Below are 20,955 nucleotides of genomic sequence, written 5' to 3' on the forward strand. Positions count from 1 at the left end.
TTAATATAGATTCCGCACCGAAGCGGGAATGACAATGGAATGCGGAAATGACAAATTTTACGTTTAAAGATAGATTTTTTATTAAGACTATTATAATAAACTAGGAGGCTGCCTACGATAACTATAGTCAATTCAGGGGGATTGGGTAGCAGGAGCGATGGAGCGACGCCTATAAGTAATAGGCGAGCATTGAGCGACAACGTCACCAACTTCTCATCAATTGACTATAATTAATTATATAGTAACAATTATGTTACTATATAATTAATTTTTATCTAATAATTAGCAACTTATTTCATCTATTGCTTGATTTTCTTAAACAAGATAGTTACTATACTGTAATAAGCTATATAATATTTATTATTAAACTTAAATTTTATGAGGTTGTTATCATGCCAACATTACAAAAAAAGATGATTCTCTCGCTCTCAGGAGGCGGGATCAAAGGAGTCTCTCAGTTGATGGTGCTTGAAAGAATCGAAAAAATTACAGGCATGCCTATATGTAAATTATTTGACTGTATTGCTGGTACTAGTGTCGGTGCAATAATTACAGTTGCATTGACACGCCCTAAAGAACCAGGCTCAACAGAACCGCTTTTTTCAGCAGAAAAAGTTTTAGAGATGTTTGAAAATAAAGCAGCTGAAATTTTTCCACCAAAGTTTGGAGGAGGGTTTCTTAAAATATTTAAGCATCAATATAGTCAAAAACCTCTTAAAGCAGCACTAGAAGAATATGCAGGTGATACTACTTTGGGAGATAGTGTAACTCGTGTTTTTATTTCTGCTTTTGACGTAAGTGGTAAAGAAGATAATCCTAATAAGCTTTGGGATAGTGATAACCCTGCTGACAAAGGTATTCTTGCAAAATGGGCAGCTCGTTGTAGTGCAGCTGCTCCTACCTATTTTAAACCTGTTATTGACGAAGATAATGGTACTGCTTTTGTTGATGGAGGGTTAGGGGCTAATCGTCCGGCTGCGTCAGTCCTAAAAAAGCTTAAAGAAGGATTAAATATTGAGCAACAAAGAGAAATGCTAAAAAACACGACAATTTGTGCTCTTAATTTTGAACCACCGGATATACCAAGAGAGATACCATCAAAAAAACTTGATGGTTCGATAGGTTGGGTAACTAAGGGAAACCTGGTGAATAAAATTCTGAGAGCTAATGAAAAGGATGCTACGGATGAAGTTAGGCGAGACCTATCGGAAGATGGACAATTTATAGAAATTGTACTTAATCTGCCAAAAGGATGTACGAAGTTAGATAATGTTAGTCCATCTAATATAGCTAAATTAAAAGAAGTTGGTAAGAAATATGTCGAAGATAATAAAGAATTGATTGAAAAGCTATGTGCAACATTGGTTAAGAATGTGCAAGCTAGAGAGGAAAGCTTAAAGCTTCATGAGGCACAAAGTGTTGAGGAGTCTAGTGTTCTTAGCGAGAATAAAGAGAACGATAATATTGACAAAAAAGGACAAGATAAGGATACTGTTAATACTCACGTAATATCAGAAGAATTTGAAGCAAAATTAGCGATAAACTTAACTGAGAAACAAGCTGAGTCTTTAAAAGAAGGCTTGATGAAATTATCACCCAAAGAATATGATGTTCTGCAAGTATTCTTAAAAGGATTAAATGACGCACAGCTTGAAGCTTTGTCTGCTCACCTGCCTTTAATTGCTGATGGCAATTTTAAAAATATCAATATATCTGAACTTAGTCATTTTCAGAATAAATTTCTTAAATTTTTCAGTTCAATGTTTGAACATGAAGATAATATTATTAATGAAGCTATTAGCTGTGCTGATCAATACCGTGCTGCAGAAGAAGTAGCTTGTGATGGAAGGGGGTCAGAGATGGCACATTATTATGCTGTTGATACGGCGTGTTAATTGGGGTTGTCTATAAAGCTGATCGCTAAGTGTAATTGCGAGGAGGTTTCCGCTTTCGAAGCAATCCATTTTTGTATCATCCCTACTTGCCTTAGTGTCACCCCTGCGTAAGCAGGGGACTCAGCACTACAGTTGTAGTTTAGATGTGAGCATTCACGATTTTTTTGTGATGAATAAAAAAACCTGATCACCAAGCGTCATTGCGAGGAGATCGTAAGGTCAACGAAGCAATCCATTTCTAATCACTTTCCTGGATTGCTTCGTCGGTCTGGCAACCTCCTCGCAATGACATCTTATGCTTTAACCTTTTTTCCGTGAACACTCACATTCAATCTACAACCGTAGTATTAGATTCCGCACCGAAGCGGGAATGACAACGGGAAGAAGCGGGGAGATGGCGAAAAAATTAGGTGTCACCCCTGCGTAAGCAGAGGTCTTAGTACTACAGTTGTAGTTTAGATGTGAGCATTCACGATTTTTTTGTGATGAATAAAAAAACCTGATCACCAAGCGTCATTGCGAGGAGACCGTAAGGTCAACGAAGCAATCCATTTCTAATCACTTTCCTGGATTGCTTCGTCGGTCTGGCAACCTCCTCGCAATGACATCTTATACTTTAACCTTTTTTCCGTGAACACTCACATTCAATCTACAACTGTAGTATTAGATTCCGCACCGAAGCGGTAATGACAACGGAAACCCAGAACTGACGCTTATGAGCATTGAGCAACGACGTCACCAACCTCTCCTGAATTAGGATACCATTATAATTTATTTTGGCTTTTTATATCGGCAATTATTCTTTGCAATTGTTCCATATCCATCATTCCTGCAATTAATTTACCATTAATAATATAGGCAGGAACTCCCTGTATTTTTAAACCTTTTGCTAATTTAACATTTTTCTCGAGAAGCTTTTGTATCTCCCCCTTATTAATTTCTTCTGTGATTACTTCAATATTTAAATCATTTGCGAGAAGCAATTTTTCTACAGATTCTTTGGTGATAGGTTTTAGCTCCATTAAACCGTTATGAATATCCTGAAATTTATCAGGAGTGGTCTTATAAACAGCTAAAGCAATAGCTGCTGCATAATTAGACGCCTCACCAAGAAGTGGATATAGTTGCAAAACGACTTTAACGCTCGTATCTGATTTAATTAACTGATTAATAAAATAACTACCTTTTTTACAATAACCACAATTATAATCATAAAAAGCAGCAATGATTATATCCCCATTCGGATTACCAAGTACTGGAGATGTAGGAGAATTTTCTATTTCAGATTTATTATCTCTGATATATTCACCAGTTTTTATTTCCATTTCCTGCATTTTACGTCGTTGAAGACCTTCTATTGACTGAATTATTACTTCAGGATTATTTAGTAAATATTCTTTTACAATTTTTTCAGTTTTCTCTATGTTTTCTTTTTTATCTAATGAGTACTGATCTGCAGCATTAATCGAAACTGTAGCAGAGACAGCATTAGGAGTTTTCATAGTTTTATAAGCAAATAATGCTATTAGGACAACGACGATAATCAATAATATTTTACTAATAACATTATGCATAATTCTTTTCTATTAAATATAGGTTCCTTACCTCATTCCAGCATTCTAGTTGCTTTTCCATAATTTTCAAGCATTTTAGTTATTTGCCGATAATTTACTTTACCTATTGGTAGAATCGGTATTTCTTTAACATGGATAATCTCTGGAAAATATTTTGTTAATTCAGTATTTTGTCTCGAATATAGCGAATTTTTAGCCATCATTTCTATAAAATTTTCCCTATTAATAATCTGACTGGTGGTAAAGAGAAAAATTTGTCTGTCTTTATTATAGTCAATTGATGAGAAGTTGGTGACGTCGTCACTCAATGCTCGCCTATTACTTATAGGCGTCGCTCCATCGCTCCTGCTACCCAATTCCCCTGAATTGACTATACCATCATCAGAACAAATAGCCACATTTTTACTATCAACATCAATCATATTAGCCAATTCCTCTATTAATACCAACGAGACTACTTCTTCTATTGCAACAAATTGTTGAACACGACCTAATAAGGTAAGGTAACCATCTTTATCAATTTTTGCAACATCCCCAGTATCATACCAGCCCAGACCCAAATTTTCTGATGATGTTGGATGAATAACTCCAGGATTATTAGAGTGCATATAGCCAAGCATGATATTTGGTCCCTTAATAAATAATTGCCCCCCCTCTTCTATTCCGTTAATTGGTTTAATATAATATTCTATTTTGGGCATCAAACGACCTACACTTCCACCACGATAATGCATGGGAGTATTACACGCTATTATTGGAGCTGTTTCAGATGCCCCATATCCTTCAAAAATTCTTATACCAAATTTATCGAGCCATAATTGCGTTGTTTCTTTCCTAAGTTTCTCACTACTGGCAAACACGTATCTTATAGAATAAAAATCATAAGGATGAGCACAGGTAGCATAATTATATAAAAATACATCTGTACCAAATATAATTGTTGCTCCGATGTCATATATTACCTCAGGAACACTCCGATAATGCAAAGGAGAAGGATAAAGAAAGGCTGGTATACCGTTAAGCGTCATCATTATTGTGCCAGATAAACCAAAACAGTGAAATAATGGTAAAGCCATAAAGGCAAAATCATCTAGACTAAAATGTAACTTAGCTAGAACCTGGCATCTATTAGCTTGCAGGTTTCTATGCGACAATACTACAGCCTTAGGGGAAGCTGAAGTGCCTGAAGTAAATACTACAACCGACGGATCATTGTCATCATAACTAGCACACATATTACTATAATAACTCTGTGGGAAAAAGCTAGCTATCATAGCCTTAATTCTTAAATATAAAGTAATTCTTGTTGTTAAATCTTCAAGATAAATGACTTTTATATTAACTTCTAAGATATTTGCCAACATTTCTTGCAATCCAGCTTTTTCAACAAATTGTTTTGAAGTATAGACGGTTTTTACTGACGTTGTTTTGCACGAGGTCACTACATTGCTAACATCACTCATATAATCAATCATGACCGGTCGACGGGAACAGGCTTGCATAGCATAAAAAGTAACAATCGTTTCAACCATGTTAGGTAGCATAATACCTATATATTCAGCTACTTCTGTATCCTGTTTTATTAAATTTGCTAAAGTAAAAGATTGTAATATTAATTGACGATAGGTAACAGACTTATCATCAATATCTTGTATTATTGTTTTGTTAAAACCATAAGCTTTTGCTGTTTCAAGGAGAGACTGAAATATAGTATTCTGGTAATCAGAGCTTTCAAATATCATGTCAGTCATAATATCATAAAGAGCCTGACCTATATATTTACGCTTTTCCCTATTATCCATATTCTGATTAGCAGGAGACTTTACTGGTGGTAAAATAGTGATAGTAACCTTAGGAAATATCCGTGTTTTTAGTATATTTTTAAGTTTGGAAAAATTAGTAAATTGTGTACCATCTATTCTTACAGGTAAAATTGTTGCATCAGCTTTTTCAGCGATCATGCCAGGTCCTTCATATATCTTCATTAAGGAACCAGTAATACTTATTCTTCCTTCGGGAAAGATAGCAACTTTTTTATCTTTTTGCACTTCCCTAATCAAACTCTTTATAGCCATTGCATTAGCGGGGTCAACTGGTAGAGTTTTTGCCATCGTTAAAAATGGTTTTACCCACCACACTTTAGCCATATTTGTATTAATGGCAAAAGTCATTTCTTCAGGTAAATAAGTTGCCAGTAATGCAGGATCAAGATATGAAATATGATTGGCGATAACTACTGATCTTTTGCCAGCTTTATAAAAATTTTCAATACCTTTTACTTCCACTCTGTACATGCAATCAAAAATAAATTTTAAAATAGCTCGGTTAACAGCAAAAGGTACTATTTTTACTTCAGGAATTAATTGATAAATATAATAAGCTACCACTATGTTAAGTATGCTAATAAATAATATAACCGATGGTATCGAATATTCCCAATAGAATAACAACGAAAGTATTGCAGTAGACCCAGCCATAAACACAGCATTAGCAAAATTATTTATAGCAATTATTCTACTACGATGAGCTGAGGAGCTAAGATATTGTAATACTGCAAAAAGCGGAACAATATATAACCCCGCAATAGCAGCTATAAAAAATAAATCTATAATAATCCGCCAATTATGCTTTTTAGATAAAAAGACAAATATACTCTTTAATTGCTCCGGTTCATAATGAACTGCACTAATTCGACTGGCAAAAAATAAATCAATACCAAATATACTGACACCAATCGCTGAAACAAAAACATATTTCGTGGTAATTTCATTCCCCAAAATCTTACTACACCAAAAAGAACCAACCCCTACTCCAATTGAAAATGTCGCAAGAAACAAATTAGCAACATTTTCATCTGCTCCAAAAGTATTTTTAGCAAGAGCTGGAATTTGGGCAAGTATTGCCGCACTGATAAACCAAAACCAAGATATGCCAAGAATTGCTAAATATACTTGCTTTTTAGATTTGGCATATTTAATCATTTCTATATTTTCGCGAAATAAATTTAATTTTATTTTAATTTCACAATTAGAATTATTTGATTTTGGCATAAAATAACTAGCAATAACGCCAATTACCGCAATCATTATCAGAATAGTGATTATTAAATTGCCACTTATAGTGTAGTATCCTCCAATAATAGTACCAACTAAAATGGAAATAAATGTTCCCGCCTCAACGAATCCATTAGCTCCCAACAACTCATCTCGGTATAAATGATCTGGCAAAACACTATATTTGATTGGTCCAAAAAATGTCGAGTGTATACCCATAAACAATATAGATAAAAACAGTATTACTAAACTATTATCAAAAAATCCATAAGTAGCAAAAAGCACTATGATTAGTTCAAATAACTTAATGATTTTAACTAAAGTTGATCGCTCATATCTATCAGCTACTTGCCCTGCAATACTTGCAAATATTACAAAAGGTAATACAAAGATAGTATTAGCAGCGAGTACAAGTAATTGGGCTGATTCCACCAATTGACTAGATAGTTTATAGGTAATTAATATAATTAACGCATTCTTTAGTATATTATCATTCATACAACCACAAAATTGTACTATGAAGATAGGCAAAAAACGCGTATCTCGAAATAAATATAACCGATTTGATGACATGCTTTCTCCAGAGACATTATAATGGCGGTATAGTATGCAATTCCTTGCTTTATGTCAAATAATCTAATTCAAACCACCTATTAGAGTATATGATGCCTTTTCCCCATGGTAACTAAAGGATGAATAGAGGCAAGATGGTTAAATATTTTTTCCTTAGTAACTGCCTCATCATATCTTGACTGTATCCTAATCCAAAAACTATCTGATAAGCTGAAATACTTTGCCAATAACAGAGCAGTTTCAGTACTAATATTTCTTTGTTTGTTTACAATCTCTGTTATTCTATTAATTGGTACTTCAATATCTTTAGCTAATCTATAAGCCGAAATACCAAAAGGTTCCAGGAATTCAGTCTTAAGTATTTCGCCAGGGTGTACCGGATTAATTTTATACATATAAGTTACCTTTTATTTATGATAATCGTGAATACTCACCAAGTTATGTCAAATTCTCGGCTATATCTATAAATATAACAGATTTTTTTGCTCCACTAATAGCTGTTTTCATTATTTTTATAATAGACCTCTTGCATAACCTAATCTAATTGGTAATTTTGTTGTCAAAACTCGTCTCCGTTTCTCACGTACATCTTAGTACGCTGCGGTACTCGACTTCGTTTTTCCTAAAAATTCCTCAATTATCTTTAGGTTATGCAAGAGGTCTAATATTGCTTATTTTTTCATCCCCTAACTCATCACATTATAGAGAGGTACTTTAAACTAACTCACCTTACGCATGACATTTAAAAGTCATATAGAAAATAGCTTGGCGTCATTGCGAGAAGCTACTTTAGTAGCGACGAAGCAATCCTAATGAATGTGGATTGCCACGACCACGTAGTGGTCTCGCAATGACAGAAAACCTATCTAAAACCCTCTTTACCTTCTAACTTTCAACAGTTGTGGGGTTTATGCATAAGGTGAGTAAACTAAGTTAGCTCTAAAGCGGCTTCTTCTAGCGTATTAATTTGATCTCGTATTTTTGCTGCCTGTTCAAATTCCAAATTGCTAGCTTTTGAGTACATTTCTTTTTTTAATTTATTGATATGAGCTTTTAATTTTACTGGATTATCCAATAATATATGAGCTTGTTTTTTATTACCTAACTTACTATCCAGTTTTTCTAATTTAATTAGTGCATGGATATGATTATTAATTGTTTGGGGTATTATAGAATGCTGTCTATTATATTCTTCTTGAATTTTTCTTCTCCTATATGTCTCGCTTACTGCCTTGTCAATAGAGTTGGTAATACGATCTGCATAGAGTATTACCCTTCCTTGACTATTCCTTGCAGCTCTACCAATAGTTTGAATTAACGAAACTTCCGAGCGTAAAAAGCCTTCTTTATCAGCATCGAGTATGGCAACAAGTCCACATTCCGGAATATCTAAACCTTCTCGTAATAGATTAACACCAACAATAATATCTATAGTACCTTGGCGTAAATCTTTGATGATTTCAATACGCTCAAGAGTATGAATATTAGAGTGCAAATATGATACTTTATACCCTAGTTCTTGGAGATAATTTGTTAAATCTTCTGACATTTTTTTAGTTAATGTTATCGCTAAGATACGAAATCCTTTATTTATTGTCGATTGAATTTCGCTTAGCAAATCTTCAACTTGGTTAGTTGCTGGTTTTATAATACATTCTGGGTCAAGTAACCCTGTGGGTCTGATGATTTGCTCAACCATAACCCCTGCTGTTTCGTCCAATTCAAAAGATCCCGGTGTAGCTGAAACAAAAACCGTTTGAGGTCTAAAATCTTGCCATTCCTCAAATTTTAATGGTCTATTATCTAAGGCTGACGGAAGACGAAACCCATGTTCCACTAGTACGGTTTTTCTAGCCCTATCACCATTATACATTGCTCTAATTTGTGGAACAGATACGTGACTTTCATCAACAAATAATAAAGCATCTTTAGGTAAATATTCAAATAGGGTTGGTGGTGGCTGTCCATTTGCTTTACCAGTTAGAAACCGAGAATAATTTTCAATACCTTTACAACTGCCAGTCTCCATCATCATTTCCATATCATATTGAGTACGTTGATTTAACCTTTGAGCTTCTACTAACTTACCATGTGTATTAAGAAATTCTAAACGTCGTTGTAACTCCTCTTCAATTTGTGATATGGCGTTTTGTACTACTTCTTTAGGTGTTACAAAGTGCGATTTAGCATAAATCACAGCTTGCTCCAATTTAGCTAATTTTTCACCTGTAAGCGGATCAAATTCGCTGATATATTCCAGTTTATTATCAAAAAATGATAATCGCCAAGCTTTATCGTTATAATGTACTGGGAATATATCAATATTATCACCTTTTACCCTAAACGTACCACGCTCAAATCCCACATCATTACGCTTATATTGTAAGCTTACTAGGTCACTGAGCAATTTATCTCTAGCATAAATTTCCCCAGACTTAAGACTTATAGTCATCTGATAATAAAGACCCGGTGAACCAAGACCATAAATACAAGAAACAGAAGATACAACAATTACATCCCTACGTTCTAAAAGAGACCTAGTAGCAGAGTGTCTTAATAAATCTATCTGTTCATTTATCGAAGAATCTTTTTCTATATAAGTATCGGTTTTTGCAATATATGCTTCGGGTTGGAAATAATCATAATATGATACAAAATATTCAACGGCATTATTTGGAAAAATCGCCTTCATTTCTGAATAAATTTGGGCAGCTAACGTTTTATTATGAGCCATAATAAGTGACGGTCGACCGGTTCTCTCAATAATATTTGCCATAGTAAAGGTTTTACCGGAACCAGTAATGCCAAAAAGTATTTGTGAAGGCAATCCCGATTCAAGCCCCTTAATGATTTCATTAATTGCTTTTGGCTGATCGCCAGCTGGACTATATTTAGATACTATCGAAAAATTATTTATCATTAATTTGTAACTTGCTAGTTTGTTATTATATGTAGATAATAGTTTTATAACCAATTAAATAGGATAACTTTTATGAAAAACATATTTGTCACGGTCATTATTTATACATTAACACATTGCCCCTATTGCACTAAGGCCAAAAAGCTACTTAATCAAAAAAATATATCTTACGAAGAAATAATCGTAGATAATTATAATGAGAGGCAAAGATTAGAACTACAGCATAAAGCTAGTGGACAACGTACATTACCACAAATATTCATTAATAGTAAGCATATTGGTGGGTGCGACGCTCTTTATGAACTTGAAAAAGCAGGTAAACTAGATGAATTAGTGAAGTAATATAGTCAATTCAGGGGAATTGGGTAGCGTTATCTGTCATTGCGAGACCACATAGTGGTCGCGGCAATCCACACTTAATGGATTGCTTAGTCGTGCTTTAGCACTCCTCTCAATGACGTTTTTACCCTGTCATATATGGACGAGTGAATTTGTCAAGAAAGAAAATAAAAAAATAGAGCCACAAAGGAAGCGGTCATATATTCGGCATCAAGTGCCATAATGGTTTCTGCATTCTTATAAATATCCTTGAGTGACCTCTCATTCCCACGGCTTCTAGAGCCTCGACATAATTACGGATTTTATTCAGAATACTTATTCATTAACTCTTTAACTTTCGTTCTCTTTATTGTTACTATTCTTTACTCACAATATTTATCAATTACCAATTTTTATTTAGTTGACATAGTTTCTTCTTTTTTTCCAACTAAACTAATTTGCAACATATTCGCTACCATTGGTGACTACTGCATAAGCAATCCTTGCTAACTTATTTGCTAAACCAACACATATAATATTATATGATTTATTTTCAGCAAATTTCTTCACTGCCCACTGCACTAGTTTATCTTTTGATTCCTTATCACTTTTTGCTCTTATTGCTATTGTCCTTGCGGCTTGAATCAACATAGTTCTGGCATATCTATCTCCTTGTTTGGTAATCCCTCCTAAAACTATCTTATCTCCTGAGCTATGTTGCTTTGGTACCAAACCAAGCGAAGCAGCAAAATCCCTCGGGGTTGGATAACTTTCCATTGGGGCTACACTCAAACAACTAGCATTGATTGCTCCAATGCCAAAAATTGTCTGCAACCTAGTAGCTTTTTCACTTTGCTTATTATTGCTGATAATCAGCTTTTCTAAAGTTTTTTCTTTGTCACATAAATCCTCAATTTCTTTACATTCTAAAAGTAAAATTGACCTTACCCCAGAATTTATATAACCTTTACTATACGCTAACTCTACCTCCAGCCTACATGATTTGCAAAATTTATTTTTACTTAATTTTGTATTATAGCCATATTCACATAAACTTGATATTGTAGAATTAGTTTTTTGCACACGATCTCTGATCGTATTACTTCTAATTTTATGCAAGAATTTTATATCTTGTTCCTCCTTGCTTTTTAGTAGCACAGTTTTTAATTCTGGATCACGAGCCGCTTTGCATATTGCTAACGCATCGTTATAATCATTTTTCTGTTTCGATGTAGCATAAACTTTTACATCTTTTGTTTTCATTAGTTTGACTTGCAAACCAAGCTTAGCAATTTCCTGTGACCAATAATTAGCTCCTCCACATGCCTCCATAGCTACCAATGAACTTTTATCGAGATTGCTTAAATAGGCTATTAACTCATCTCTTGTAACTTTTTGGTAACCTATTTTTTTGCCATTTTGATCGACTTGCACCAAGTGCATACTATTTTTTGCTAAATCTATTCCTATTATAGTATTTTTTATGCTATTATTTATCATGGTATGGACCTATTAATTAAATTATTATTTAATTTGGAGCAGCTGAAAACTATTTTTCAGCTGACTCCGTACAAGTAAAGCATATTTCGCTTCACTCGTCCATACCATCATTCCCACATAGGCGGGAATCTTTAAACCCCTACCTACGCAGGGGTGACACAAAAATGGATTGCCGCGTCGCCGCTTTTAGCGGCTCCTCACAATGACGCCAAGCTATTTTCTATATAACTTTTAAATGCCATGCGTAAGGTAAGTTAAATATACTTGACTTACAAGTGATAATAAATTACTTTAGCACAGATTATATGGCGGATATAGCTCAGTTGGTTAGAGCATCAGATTGTGGATCTGAGGGTCGCGGGTTCAAGTCCCGTTATTCGCCCCACCTTCTCGAGGTTCTACAACTTCACTCAAACATTTTTATTTTGGTTTCTCTCCAAAAGTCCCAAAATTTAGCCTACAAAATAGTCTATTTTTAACCATATTACAACAAACTTAAGTGCCATTAGGAATTTAAAACCACCTTACGCATGACATTTAAAAGTCACATAGAAAATAGCTTGGCGTCGCGAGAAGCTACTTTAGTAGCGACAAAGCAATCTAATAAATGTCGATTGCCACGACCACGTAGTGGTCTCGCAATGACATCTTGCACTTTCCTGGAATTTTTAAATTGCCATGTGGTTTATGCGTAAGATGAGTTATTAGACCTCTTGCATAACCTAAAGATAATTGAGGAATTTTTAGGAAAAACGAAATCGAGTACCGCAGCGTACTAAGATGTACGTGAGAAACGGAGACGAGTTTTGACAACAAAATTACCAATTAGATTAGGTTATGCAAGAGGTCTATTAAAGTTTTTCTGTCTCAACTCCCTTAGGAAGCTGTCGGATGTGATATTGTTACCTCCCTCAAATTTATTATTCCAATTTTTTACATTATTTTCTCTTAATATCCTTAGTCAAACCATAAAATATTATATACTAATAATCATGGGCTATATTGGAAGTCAACAAATATAGTCAATTCAGGAGAATTTGGACTGCGACGAGTAACGACGTCACCAGCTTCTCATCAATTGACTATACTTTAACTAATTTAACCAGAGGAATAGTAATATGAGCAATAACAATATTAATAATACTTATTTACGTACAAATTTTGAAATCCCACCTGATCCTCAAGTAGAACCTGAGGCAGGGAAATGTAATAATTATAACTTGAGAAAGAATAATGGTACTGCTGGATGGATAGTAATGCATTATACGGAGTGTAATTTTGCTGAAACTATCGCATTATTTACCAGGAATACATCAAATGTTTCATCTCATTATGTAATAAATACTGATGGTACCATTTATCGACTTGTACCAGATCAGTATAGGGCTTGGCATGCTGGTAGAGGAAAATTAGAAGCAGATAGTGATCTTGACCCAGCTGATCCAACATTTATGAATTCAAAATTTTGTGGGGTTCATGGATCAGATGATGAAACAAATAATTTAAAAGAAAATAGTACTCTTAATCCCCATATTGCGACTTCAATACTTGATAATGATATGAACAGCTGGTCTATTGGTATTGAACACATTGCTTCTGGTAAGGAACCTTTTACTGATCAGCAAATAGATGCCAGTATTGAGTTAGTTAAAACATTAGTATCCAAATATGAAATAAATCCAAAATTAATAATAGGTCATAGTGATTGGGCTCCAGGTAGAAAAATAGATCCTGGTATATATTTCCCTTGGGAGAGCTTTGCTAAAGCATCTCTTGGACTTTATTCTTTTGTCTCAAGAAAAGAGAACCCTAAAGTTATAATATCTTATAATGATAAAACAAAGCAAGATAGGAATAAGATTGAAGAAGTACAGAAATTACTTGAGAAATTTGGTTATCCAATTATAAAAGCAGATAACTCAAATCTAGGTCTATTAGATGAAGGCACCATATCAGCTATGTTGGCTTTTAATATCCATTATACGGGAGATATTTTAAATAATATTGCTCTCAGAGAACAATGGGATATATTATGGAACAATTCTAGTAATAAGGATGCCAGAGGGATATTAGCTACTTGGAGTGAAAATAGTGAGAATGTATTAAATGATCTGCTATAGCTAACCCAACTAAGTTTCCCGACTTCAGTGTTGTTGTGGCAAAGAGTGGCTGAGAGATCAGGGAATGATAAAATTTCCAGGCACAACAAATTATTTATTCGAATTTAAAATGTTATTGACAGATTGATAGAAAGCAATTGCTGGAATATCATGATCAAGGTATTATAGGTACTAGTTTAGCTAAACAATAGCTTAATAAGTAAGTATAAAAATGACAAAAAAGTTAAAGCATGATTCATTAGTCAAAACAATAATGGCTGATCCTGTGGCAGCTCAAGAATTTTTGGAATATTATTTGCCTAATGATTTTAAGAGTTTAGTAGATTTATCAAAAATAACAGTAGAAAAAGAAAGTTACATAGAGGAATCGTTAAACAAGAAATATAGTGATATAGTATATGGAGTTGCTAGCAAGAATCAGGGTAAGGCTTTTGTGTATGTGTTGATTGAGGCTCAGTCGAGCGTTGATTATTGGACAGCTCTACGATTATGGAAATACACATTGTTATTATGCGAAAGGCATAAGAAAGGAAGAAAGAAATTACCATTAGTATATAATTTAGTAATTTATAATGGTAAAGAAGTGTATACTGCCCCTAGGAATTTATGGAGTTTATTTACCGATGCAATTATAGCCAAGAAATTAATGACAGAAGATTATCAATTGGTCGATTTACAAAGCATGTCTGATGATGAAATAATGAAGAAAAAGCATATTGGGATGTTAGAATATATGCTCAAGCATATTCATCAACGAGATATGATAAAGCTTTGGGAAGAATTTCTTCAAAGGTTTAAATTAGAGATATTAATAGATAAGGAAAAAGGCTATATTTACATAAAATCGTTTTTATGGTACACTGACGCTAAGCTTCCTGAGGCAAAGCAATCAGAATTGGAGGAAGTACTAGCCAAATATTTATCAGAAGAAGAACAAGGTGTTATTATGAGAACTATTGCACAAAAATATATCGAAGAAGGCGAAGCTAGAGGTGAAGCTAGAGGTGAAGCTAGAGGTATCTATATAGGTAAAGCTGAGGGTAAAGCTGAATTGGTAAAGCTGTTGTTAAAGAATGGCAATTCCGTGGGGTCAATTGCTAAGATGACAGGTATGTCTATTAGTAAAATTAATGAATTGCTGAAAATACAATAATTGGGTGTTTTAAATATTTTTAAAATTTAGATTGCTGTAGTTGTGGCTGTGGAATTGTGGAGAACTTCGTTAGAAATTATCCCTAAATCCACAGCCCGCTAAGCTTGCTATCCTCAGAAACTAGTTCGTTTTAGCAGTAGCACTAATGCTATCAACCTTCTTTCCTAGCTCCACAATTATCTTGCCACTTGCATCATATTTTGCTAGCTAGGGTCTGTTGACAAGATTTAACCAGGTTGCTATAGACTCATTTTATCTTCTCTGAGTCGTAGGCTAGATGGTCTTGATGATGCTTTATAGTCAATTGATGAGAAGTTGGTGACGTCGTCGCTCAATGCTTGCCTATTACTTATGGCTTTGTTGCATGAATCGGAATTTGGAGTAAATCGAGTTTTTGAATAAATAAAAAAAGCAGTGGAAATAGTAAAGTTAAGGAGTTAAGATATCCTCTTTTTTTAAGGTAAATATGCCGAACAAACACCAATATCCTTATCGTCATAAATTTGCCCGAGCTAAATACAAAATCAGTAATTCACGTGAGTACGATCAATCATTAAAAAATCGTGGTAGTCTAATAATTTGGTTTTCAGGGGAAGCGGTAGCAAAATGGAATAATCCCGTATCCGTACATAAGAAGCGGGGCGGTCAAGCGATCTATTCCGATCTTGCTATTGAGACATGCGTGAGGCTTGGATTAGTATACAAACAGCATTTACGGCAAACCGAAGGTTTTGTAGAATCAATTATAAAACTGCTGAATCTCGAGCTCAAAACGCCTGATTATACTACTATTTCAAGAAGAACAAAAAAACTTAAAGTGTCACGGCACCGTAGGGCAAATCGTGATCCCGTAACGCTTTGCGTCGATAGTACCGGTATAAAGATTTACGGCGAGCAGGAGTGGCAGGAAGAAAAATACGCACTGAAAGCAAGGAAATCGTGGAGAAAGCTTCATATCGCTGTTGATGAAAACGGATATATTGCAAGCTCTGAATTAACGACTCACAATATTAGTGATTGTGCTACGATAGGCACATTACTTGAGGAAATTGATAGTCCAATAGATACCGTACTAGCTGACGGAGCATATGACCAACCCTCTACATACAAAGCATTAATCGCCCATCAGAATCAACATGGTAATGAAATTCCTATAAAAGCAGTAGTACCGCCAAACTTAGGGTTCAGAGCAGAAATGCCCGATGACTCTAAATTAAGATTAGACAATATTCGTCTTATGGAACAAGGACGAAAGCGATGGCAAAAACATACCAACTACGGCAGGCGAGCCAAAGCAGAAAACGCTATCTACCGTTACAAATCAATTATAGGAAACAAATTAAAATCTAGAACTTTTTTAAACCAAAAAACCGAAAGTAAAGTAGCTGCTAATATTCTTAATATCATGACAAAACTCGGCATGCCGGATACCAAAAAATTTGCCTGATTTTTGACAAAAATTAAACAACACTTTCAAAATCTGATTCATGCAACAAAGCCCATTATCTCTACGTACTATGTGATGTGAACTATTCTCTCCATGATGATGAGGATGTTTCTGATTATCTAAGTCTAGATCAGATGTGTTCACTGCTAGTAACAATTCCATTCTTTTTAAGAATAATTTCTCCTGATGTGTAATATTTTTACAAAATGTTAATACATCATCTTGCCAATCTTGATTTAAGATTTCTGTTAAATAATCAAAACTCCTGGCTTTATTATCACTAAACTGCTTGATTTTATTACCAAAATCTTCGATTGCGTTATTAATATTAATTGTTAGAAGTTTTTTTTGACATTCTACAGAAGATTTATTTTGGGAATTCTCTAATAAATTCTTGCACTGCATTTTAAATAGAGCAATATTTAACTTCATAGGTTGCATGATATCATTAAATTTTATAAAATTTATATAAGCTAGCATTTCATCCCGTTGGGCTAATAATTGTTCATATTCTTTTACCATTTTTAAAAATTGTGCAATTTCTATATGTTTTTCTATAGGTTCATATAATAGTTCTATAAAAGATCCGGAATTTTGTGATAACATAGCTCCTGTTAATAGTATTCTTGGTAATGATGGATTAGGAGTAAAATGCTTATAGAAGGCATCATTTAACATAGATGCCCATTCACTTGGTGTAATAGGTGGTATATTACTAAGATCTTCTGGTAACAACAAATCTTTTACTGATACCTTAAAATAAGGCGTTGTTCCATTCGATAATTGTACTACTTGATCAATTCTTACATTCAATCTTTCAGTTAACTCCTTTGATGTATTAGCCTGTACATTACTAAAATATTCTTCAACTGTATCTTTACTACCATATTTTGTTAAAACACTATAAGCAGCAGGAGTATTTAAGCTTCTTAACTCTGATGAGCTATAAACAACAGAAAAAAAGAGTGGTAGACCAGCAACATGATAGACAGATTGAACAAAATCCGTCCAATCTTGTACTTTAAGAGAATATACTCTATCCACAAATGCACCATTTGTTTGTTTCATTGCATATTTCCAAGCTAGAAAATATTGTTCTGAAGTTATCCCTATACGCTTTGTATGAAGAAGTTGTATACCACTATCTTTTGATGATTGTTGCAGATCAAAATGTGCTTTCTTCTGTTCTGATGACATTATCATAGATTGAGGTAACCCAGAATTATATAATTCTGGGTTATAAGGATATCCACTAAAATAAGACACTGGATTACCAGGTGACTGTAAACTAATATAAAAATATCCAGAAGATGCTGGGAGAGAAAAATTTGTTGCATGATCCGAGTATGTATAATACGAATAAGCATCAGCACTCTTATGATGAATATTTAAGAAATAATCATACTTATAATGATAGAATATACTTTTAAATAGACTATTTTTATTAAGGATACTGTCAGAGTCAGGCTGACATACTGAATTATCTTCATCTACAATCAGAGTTTCTTCAGTAACAAGAGGTAAAGGTACATTTATTTTCTGTAATACAGAGATTTTATTTGGATCTTTAACATTTGGATTTAACGTCCTTAACTCTTCTGCTGACATATTATGAGCTTTAGCAATAGTACCAAAGGTATCTTTTCTTTTTACTATATAAATTCCTTCAAACTCCATTTTTCCACATTCTACGAAATCAGCTCTTAGCTCTGCCCTATCTTTCCAAGCAGGCTCAGCATTTCTCATTATTTTCGCTGTTTGAACGTAATCCCCAGCAATCAAAGATTCTTTTAATGCTACAATATTGCCTTTTTGGAAAGCATGATCCATTACTCCAACTTGACGTGCTAGATTAAGCCGATCCCAACATTCCTCTCCTATTTGTTTTTTAATCTCCTTATATTTTTGTTCAATGGAGTATTCTAATAAACTTTGAGAAATTGTAGTGTCAATGGTGAAATCTAGATCATCTAACTGCTTCTTCAGATGCGATGTATCACGACCTCGAGATTTCGCATCTGCATAATTTACAATAATATCATATTGCTCAGAAGTTAAATTAATTCCTCTTTCCTTTAATTCATTTTCTGAATATGCTTGCCATCCATTTGGTACTTTATTAATTAGAGCAAAACCAATACCAATGGTTGGTACTCCATAACCATCATCATAGATTTTGAGCTTTTCGCCCCCCTCAGGTTCTGTTACAAACTCAGCAAATTTCTTATTAAATTCTTCTGTAATCATTTTAACCTCCCTTTGGTTTTTGCACTAAAAAATTTAGCATTTAATACACCTTCTTTACGCTTCAAGAAAATATTAGTTACTTCACCTTTTGGTCTAAAATTGGTTGTCCTTATTTCATACAAATAATTTTTACCTTGATACTTAAAAATACCGCTTGCCGCCTCTCCCCATAAAGGATGGGTAACAAATATTTCTTGACTATATAAACATTTATTAGGGTCAAAATGTAGGTAAGATCCTAATATACTAAAATCTTCCATTTGCCTGTTTATATCATATAATTTACCATTCATTCTAACTTCCCTATAATCATCACAATACAGAATATATTCTTGCTTGTTATCACTAGTATTGAATAAATTAAATCGATAAATCTTCATTTTGCCATTACATCGCTTTATATCAATAGCACTTGCAAACTCATCGCCTGCATCTTCCAGGGTCTCTTCGATTTCTTCAGCTGTTCCTTCAAGAACCACGGTAGGCCACCATTTATGCATATCAATAGGTTTCTTACCTGGGCAAGCTTTGTTATATTGAGCTATTTCTGGGTCTGTAAGTGTTTTGCCTCTTGCGATTGGCTCAATATGTTCAATGCCATTTTGACTAATAAAGTCTTTTATTAGTTGTCGCTCAAACTTTTTCTCCTCTTCAGTAGCTTTCATCGGGTATTCTATTGGAGCCATTTCTTTATCTTTAAAGAAATTCTTAATCCACACACCTTTTTCCTTTTCTGTTTTAAAATCTATAGCAAAAACATTACTATTTATTAAGAGTGCTATAGAAAACATTAATATTTGTAACATTTTATTACTTATCTTCATTTAATAATCTTTACTATAACATATTTTTTTAATCCACTAATAGCTGTTTTCATTATTTTTGTGATATTGCTTATTTTTTATTCTCTAACTCAGTACATTACTGTTATCATTCTTTAAAAGGCTTATTCTTATCCCGAATTGAGGTTATGTATCATAATGCCTTATAAATTTTTGTTATTTTTACAATGGAATAAAAAATGTAGGATACTATAATAAATAACTGTCAGTAATGTACTATAATGATCAAACTATTGTAAAATCAATTATCTTTTACGATAATAAACTAATGGCAGGTCTACTTACCCTTCATTTTTCTTCCATTTTTTCCTGTTATTACTTTTACTTTATTTATCTACGTTATTAGACTTAAGGATGAGGAGGATGACCTCAATATTATCACAAATATACGTAATACTTGTCTATGGTAATATTTCTTTTGTTGAGCCATCAAAACGTTATCATTTTTTAACCTTTTTGTTTACTAATTTTTATGCATTCTTTTATTTAGGTACACAGCAACCTAGGTTCTGTTGACAAAATTTTTAACGTAACCATATTAAAGCTCCAACAAAATTTAGAAAGGCTAAAAAGGTGGCTGGGGCTTTATCAAACCTAGAAAATATACGCCTAAAATGTTTGATTTTACCAAAGAAACATTCAATTAAATGGCGTTCTTTATAAATATGTTTATCATATTCACGTTGTACTTTACGATTAGATTTTGGTGGGATAACAACCTCACACCCCTTATTTTTTAAGCTTTCTACAAACACACTACTATCATATCCTTTATCGCCTATCACCGTCGTATTCTGAACATCTTTAGTAAGATTTTCAGCCTGAGTGATATCATTTCTTTGCCCAGCAGTTAGTATAAACTTCAGTGGGTTACCCAATCATCAACGAGGGCATGAATTTTAGTACTAAAACCACCTTTGCTTCTACCTAAAGCTGCTTCCTCTTGATTACCTTTAATATATCCAGATGAGCAAGCATGTGCTCTTACAATAGTTGCATCAATCATCATTGATTCCATATCTACATCTACTTTAACATGATCCATTAAAGCTTCCCATATACCTTTGTCAACCCATCTCTTAAATCTGCGATAAACACTGTACCAACAACCATAATAATCAGGCAGAAGACGCCATTGACAACCTGTTCTAGCAATAAACCATATTGCTTCAATAAACTGTCTTATTTTTTCCTCATTCTTGTTGTGTATAGCTTTTTTTTTCTTAAAAAATGATAAAATTGCTTCCCATGCTTGGTCTTCTATGTAATACTTCATATCGGTAGTTTCTTGGTTTCGATAACTAGAAACTACC

General features: G+C 33.7%; 13 protein-coding genes and 1 tRNA gene. 6 read left to right on the forward strand and 8 right to left on the reverse strand.

The genetic code is table 11. The features are described 5' to 3' along the window. The first annotated feature begins 392 nt into the window (after positions 1–392). On the forward strand, positions 393–1,895 hold the full coding sequence (locus ACQH6S_RS03285; RefSeq protein ID WP_425360086.1) for a patatin-like phospholipase family protein: 1,503 nt from the start codon (positions 393–395) through the stop codon (positions 1,893–1,895). A 764-nt stretch (positions 1,896–2,659) separates the two neighbouring features. Here ACQH6S_RS03285 and ACQH6S_RS03290 read toward each other — a convergent pair. The 4 genes from ACQH6S_RS03290 to uvrB form a co-directional block, all read right to left on the reverse strand. Next, positions 2,660–3,397: a DsbA family protein gene (locus ACQH6S_RS03290; protein ID WP_425364679.1), complete on the reverse strand. Its 738-nt coding sequence runs from the start codon at positions 3,395–3,397 to the stop codon at positions 2,660–2,662. Between the two features lie 104 nt (positions 3,398–3,501). Next, positions 3,502–7,095, reverse strand: coding sequence for an acyl-[ACP]--phospholipid O-acyltransferase (locus tag ACQH6S_RS03295; RefSeq protein WP_425360088.1), 3,594 nt, complete (start codon positions 7,093–7,095; stop codon positions 3,502–3,504). 80 nt (positions 7,096–7,175) lie between these two features. Next, positions 7,176–7,490: a HigA family addiction module antitoxin gene (locus ACQH6S_RS03300; protein WP_094649416.1), complete on the reverse strand. Its 315-nt coding sequence runs from the start codon at positions 7,488–7,490 to the stop codon at positions 7,176–7,178. A gap of 533 nt (positions 7,491–8,023) precedes the next feature. Continuing rightward, positions 8,024–10,012: an excinuclease ABC subunit UvrB gene (gene uvrB, locus ACQH6S_RS03305; RefSeq protein ID WP_341759919.1), complete on the reverse strand. Its 1,989-nt coding sequence runs from the start codon at positions 10,010–10,012 to the stop codon at positions 8,024–8,026. Positions 10,013–10,087: 75 nt separating this feature from the next. Between uvrB and grxC the strand changes: the two genes are divergently transcribed. Then, on the forward strand, positions 10,088–10,357 hold the full coding sequence (gene grxC / locus ACQH6S_RS03310; protein ID WP_094649417.1) for a glutaredoxin 3: 270 nt from the start codon (positions 10,088–10,090) through the stop codon (positions 10,355–10,357). 429 nt (positions 10,358–10,786) lie between these two features. Here the strand turns inward: grxC and ACQH6S_RS03315 are convergent, their stop codons facing one another. After that, the gene (locus tag ACQH6S_RS03315) at positions 10,787–11,833 is read right to left on the reverse strand and encodes an IS110 family transposase (protein WP_425360001.1); all 1,047 of its coding nucleotides are present in this window, start codon (positions 11,831–11,833) and stop codon (positions 10,787–10,789) included. 308 nt (positions 11,834–12,141) lie between these two features. Between ACQH6S_RS03315 and ACQH6S_RS03320 the strand changes: the two genes are divergently transcribed. The 4 genes from ACQH6S_RS03320 to ACQH6S_RS03335 all read left to right on the forward strand — a co-directional run bounded on the left by ACQH6S_RS03320 (position 12,142) and on the right by ACQH6S_RS03335 (position 16,553). Next, positions 12,142–12,218, forward strand: a tRNA-His gene (locus tag ACQH6S_RS03320). 733 nt (positions 12,219–12,951) lie between these two features. After that, complete coding sequence (locus ACQH6S_RS03325; RefSeq protein ID WP_094649787.1) at positions 12,952–13,953, forward strand: N-acetylmuramoyl-L-alanine amidase; 1,002 nt, start codon at positions 12,952–12,954, stop codon at positions 13,951–13,953. 211 nt (positions 13,954–14,164) lie between these two features. Further along, the gene (locus tag ACQH6S_RS03330) at positions 14,165–15,106 is read left to right on the forward strand and encodes an Rpn family recombination-promoting nuclease/putative transposase (RefSeq protein ID WP_425360089.1); all 942 of its coding nucleotides are present in this window, start codon (positions 14,165–14,167) and stop codon (positions 15,104–15,106) included. 466 nt (positions 15,107–15,572) lie between these two features. Beyond that, the gene (locus tag ACQH6S_RS03335) at positions 15,573–16,553 is read left to right on the forward strand and encodes an IS5 family transposase (RefSeq protein ID WP_094649552.1); all 981 of its coding nucleotides are present in this window, start codon (positions 15,573–15,575) and stop codon (positions 16,551–16,553) included. Here the strand turns inward: ACQH6S_RS03335 and ACQH6S_RS03340 are convergent. From ACQH6S_RS03340 to ACQH6S_RS03350, 3 genes are all read right to left on the reverse strand, one after another. Then, a complete protein-coding gene (locus ACQH6S_RS03340) occupies positions 16,464–18,800 on the reverse strand; it encodes a LysM peptidoglycan-binding domain-containing protein (protein WP_425364680.1) in 2,337 nt (778 codons plus the stop codon). The two genes, ACQH6S_RS03335 and ACQH6S_RS03340, sit on opposite strands and share 90 nt — an antisense overlap. Beyond that, complete coding sequence (locus ACQH6S_RS03345; protein WP_425364681.1) at positions 18,797–19,606, reverse strand: hypothetical protein; 810 nt, start codon at positions 19,604–19,606, stop codon at positions 18,797–18,799. The genes ACQH6S_RS03340 and ACQH6S_RS03345 overlap by 4 nt, the downstream gene beginning before the upstream one ends. A gap of 560 nt (positions 19,607–20,166) precedes the next feature. Further along, positions 20,167–20,918 (reverse strand): IS5 family transposase gene (locus tag ACQH6S_RS03350; protein WP_425360889.1). Its coding sequence is split into 2 segments (ribosomal slippage): positions 20,167–20,522 and positions 20,522–20,918, totalling 753 coding nucleotides; the frame shifts between segments, so codons are not numbered across the junction. Between the last annotated feature and the right edge of the window lie 37 nt (positions 20,919–20,955).

This window comes from Candidatus Tisiphia endosymbiont of Mystacides longicornis, from assembly GCF_964031095.1.
In the GTDB taxonomy this organism is placed as follows: Bacteria; Pseudomonadota; Alphaproteobacteria; order Rickettsiales; family Rickettsiaceae; genus Tisiphia.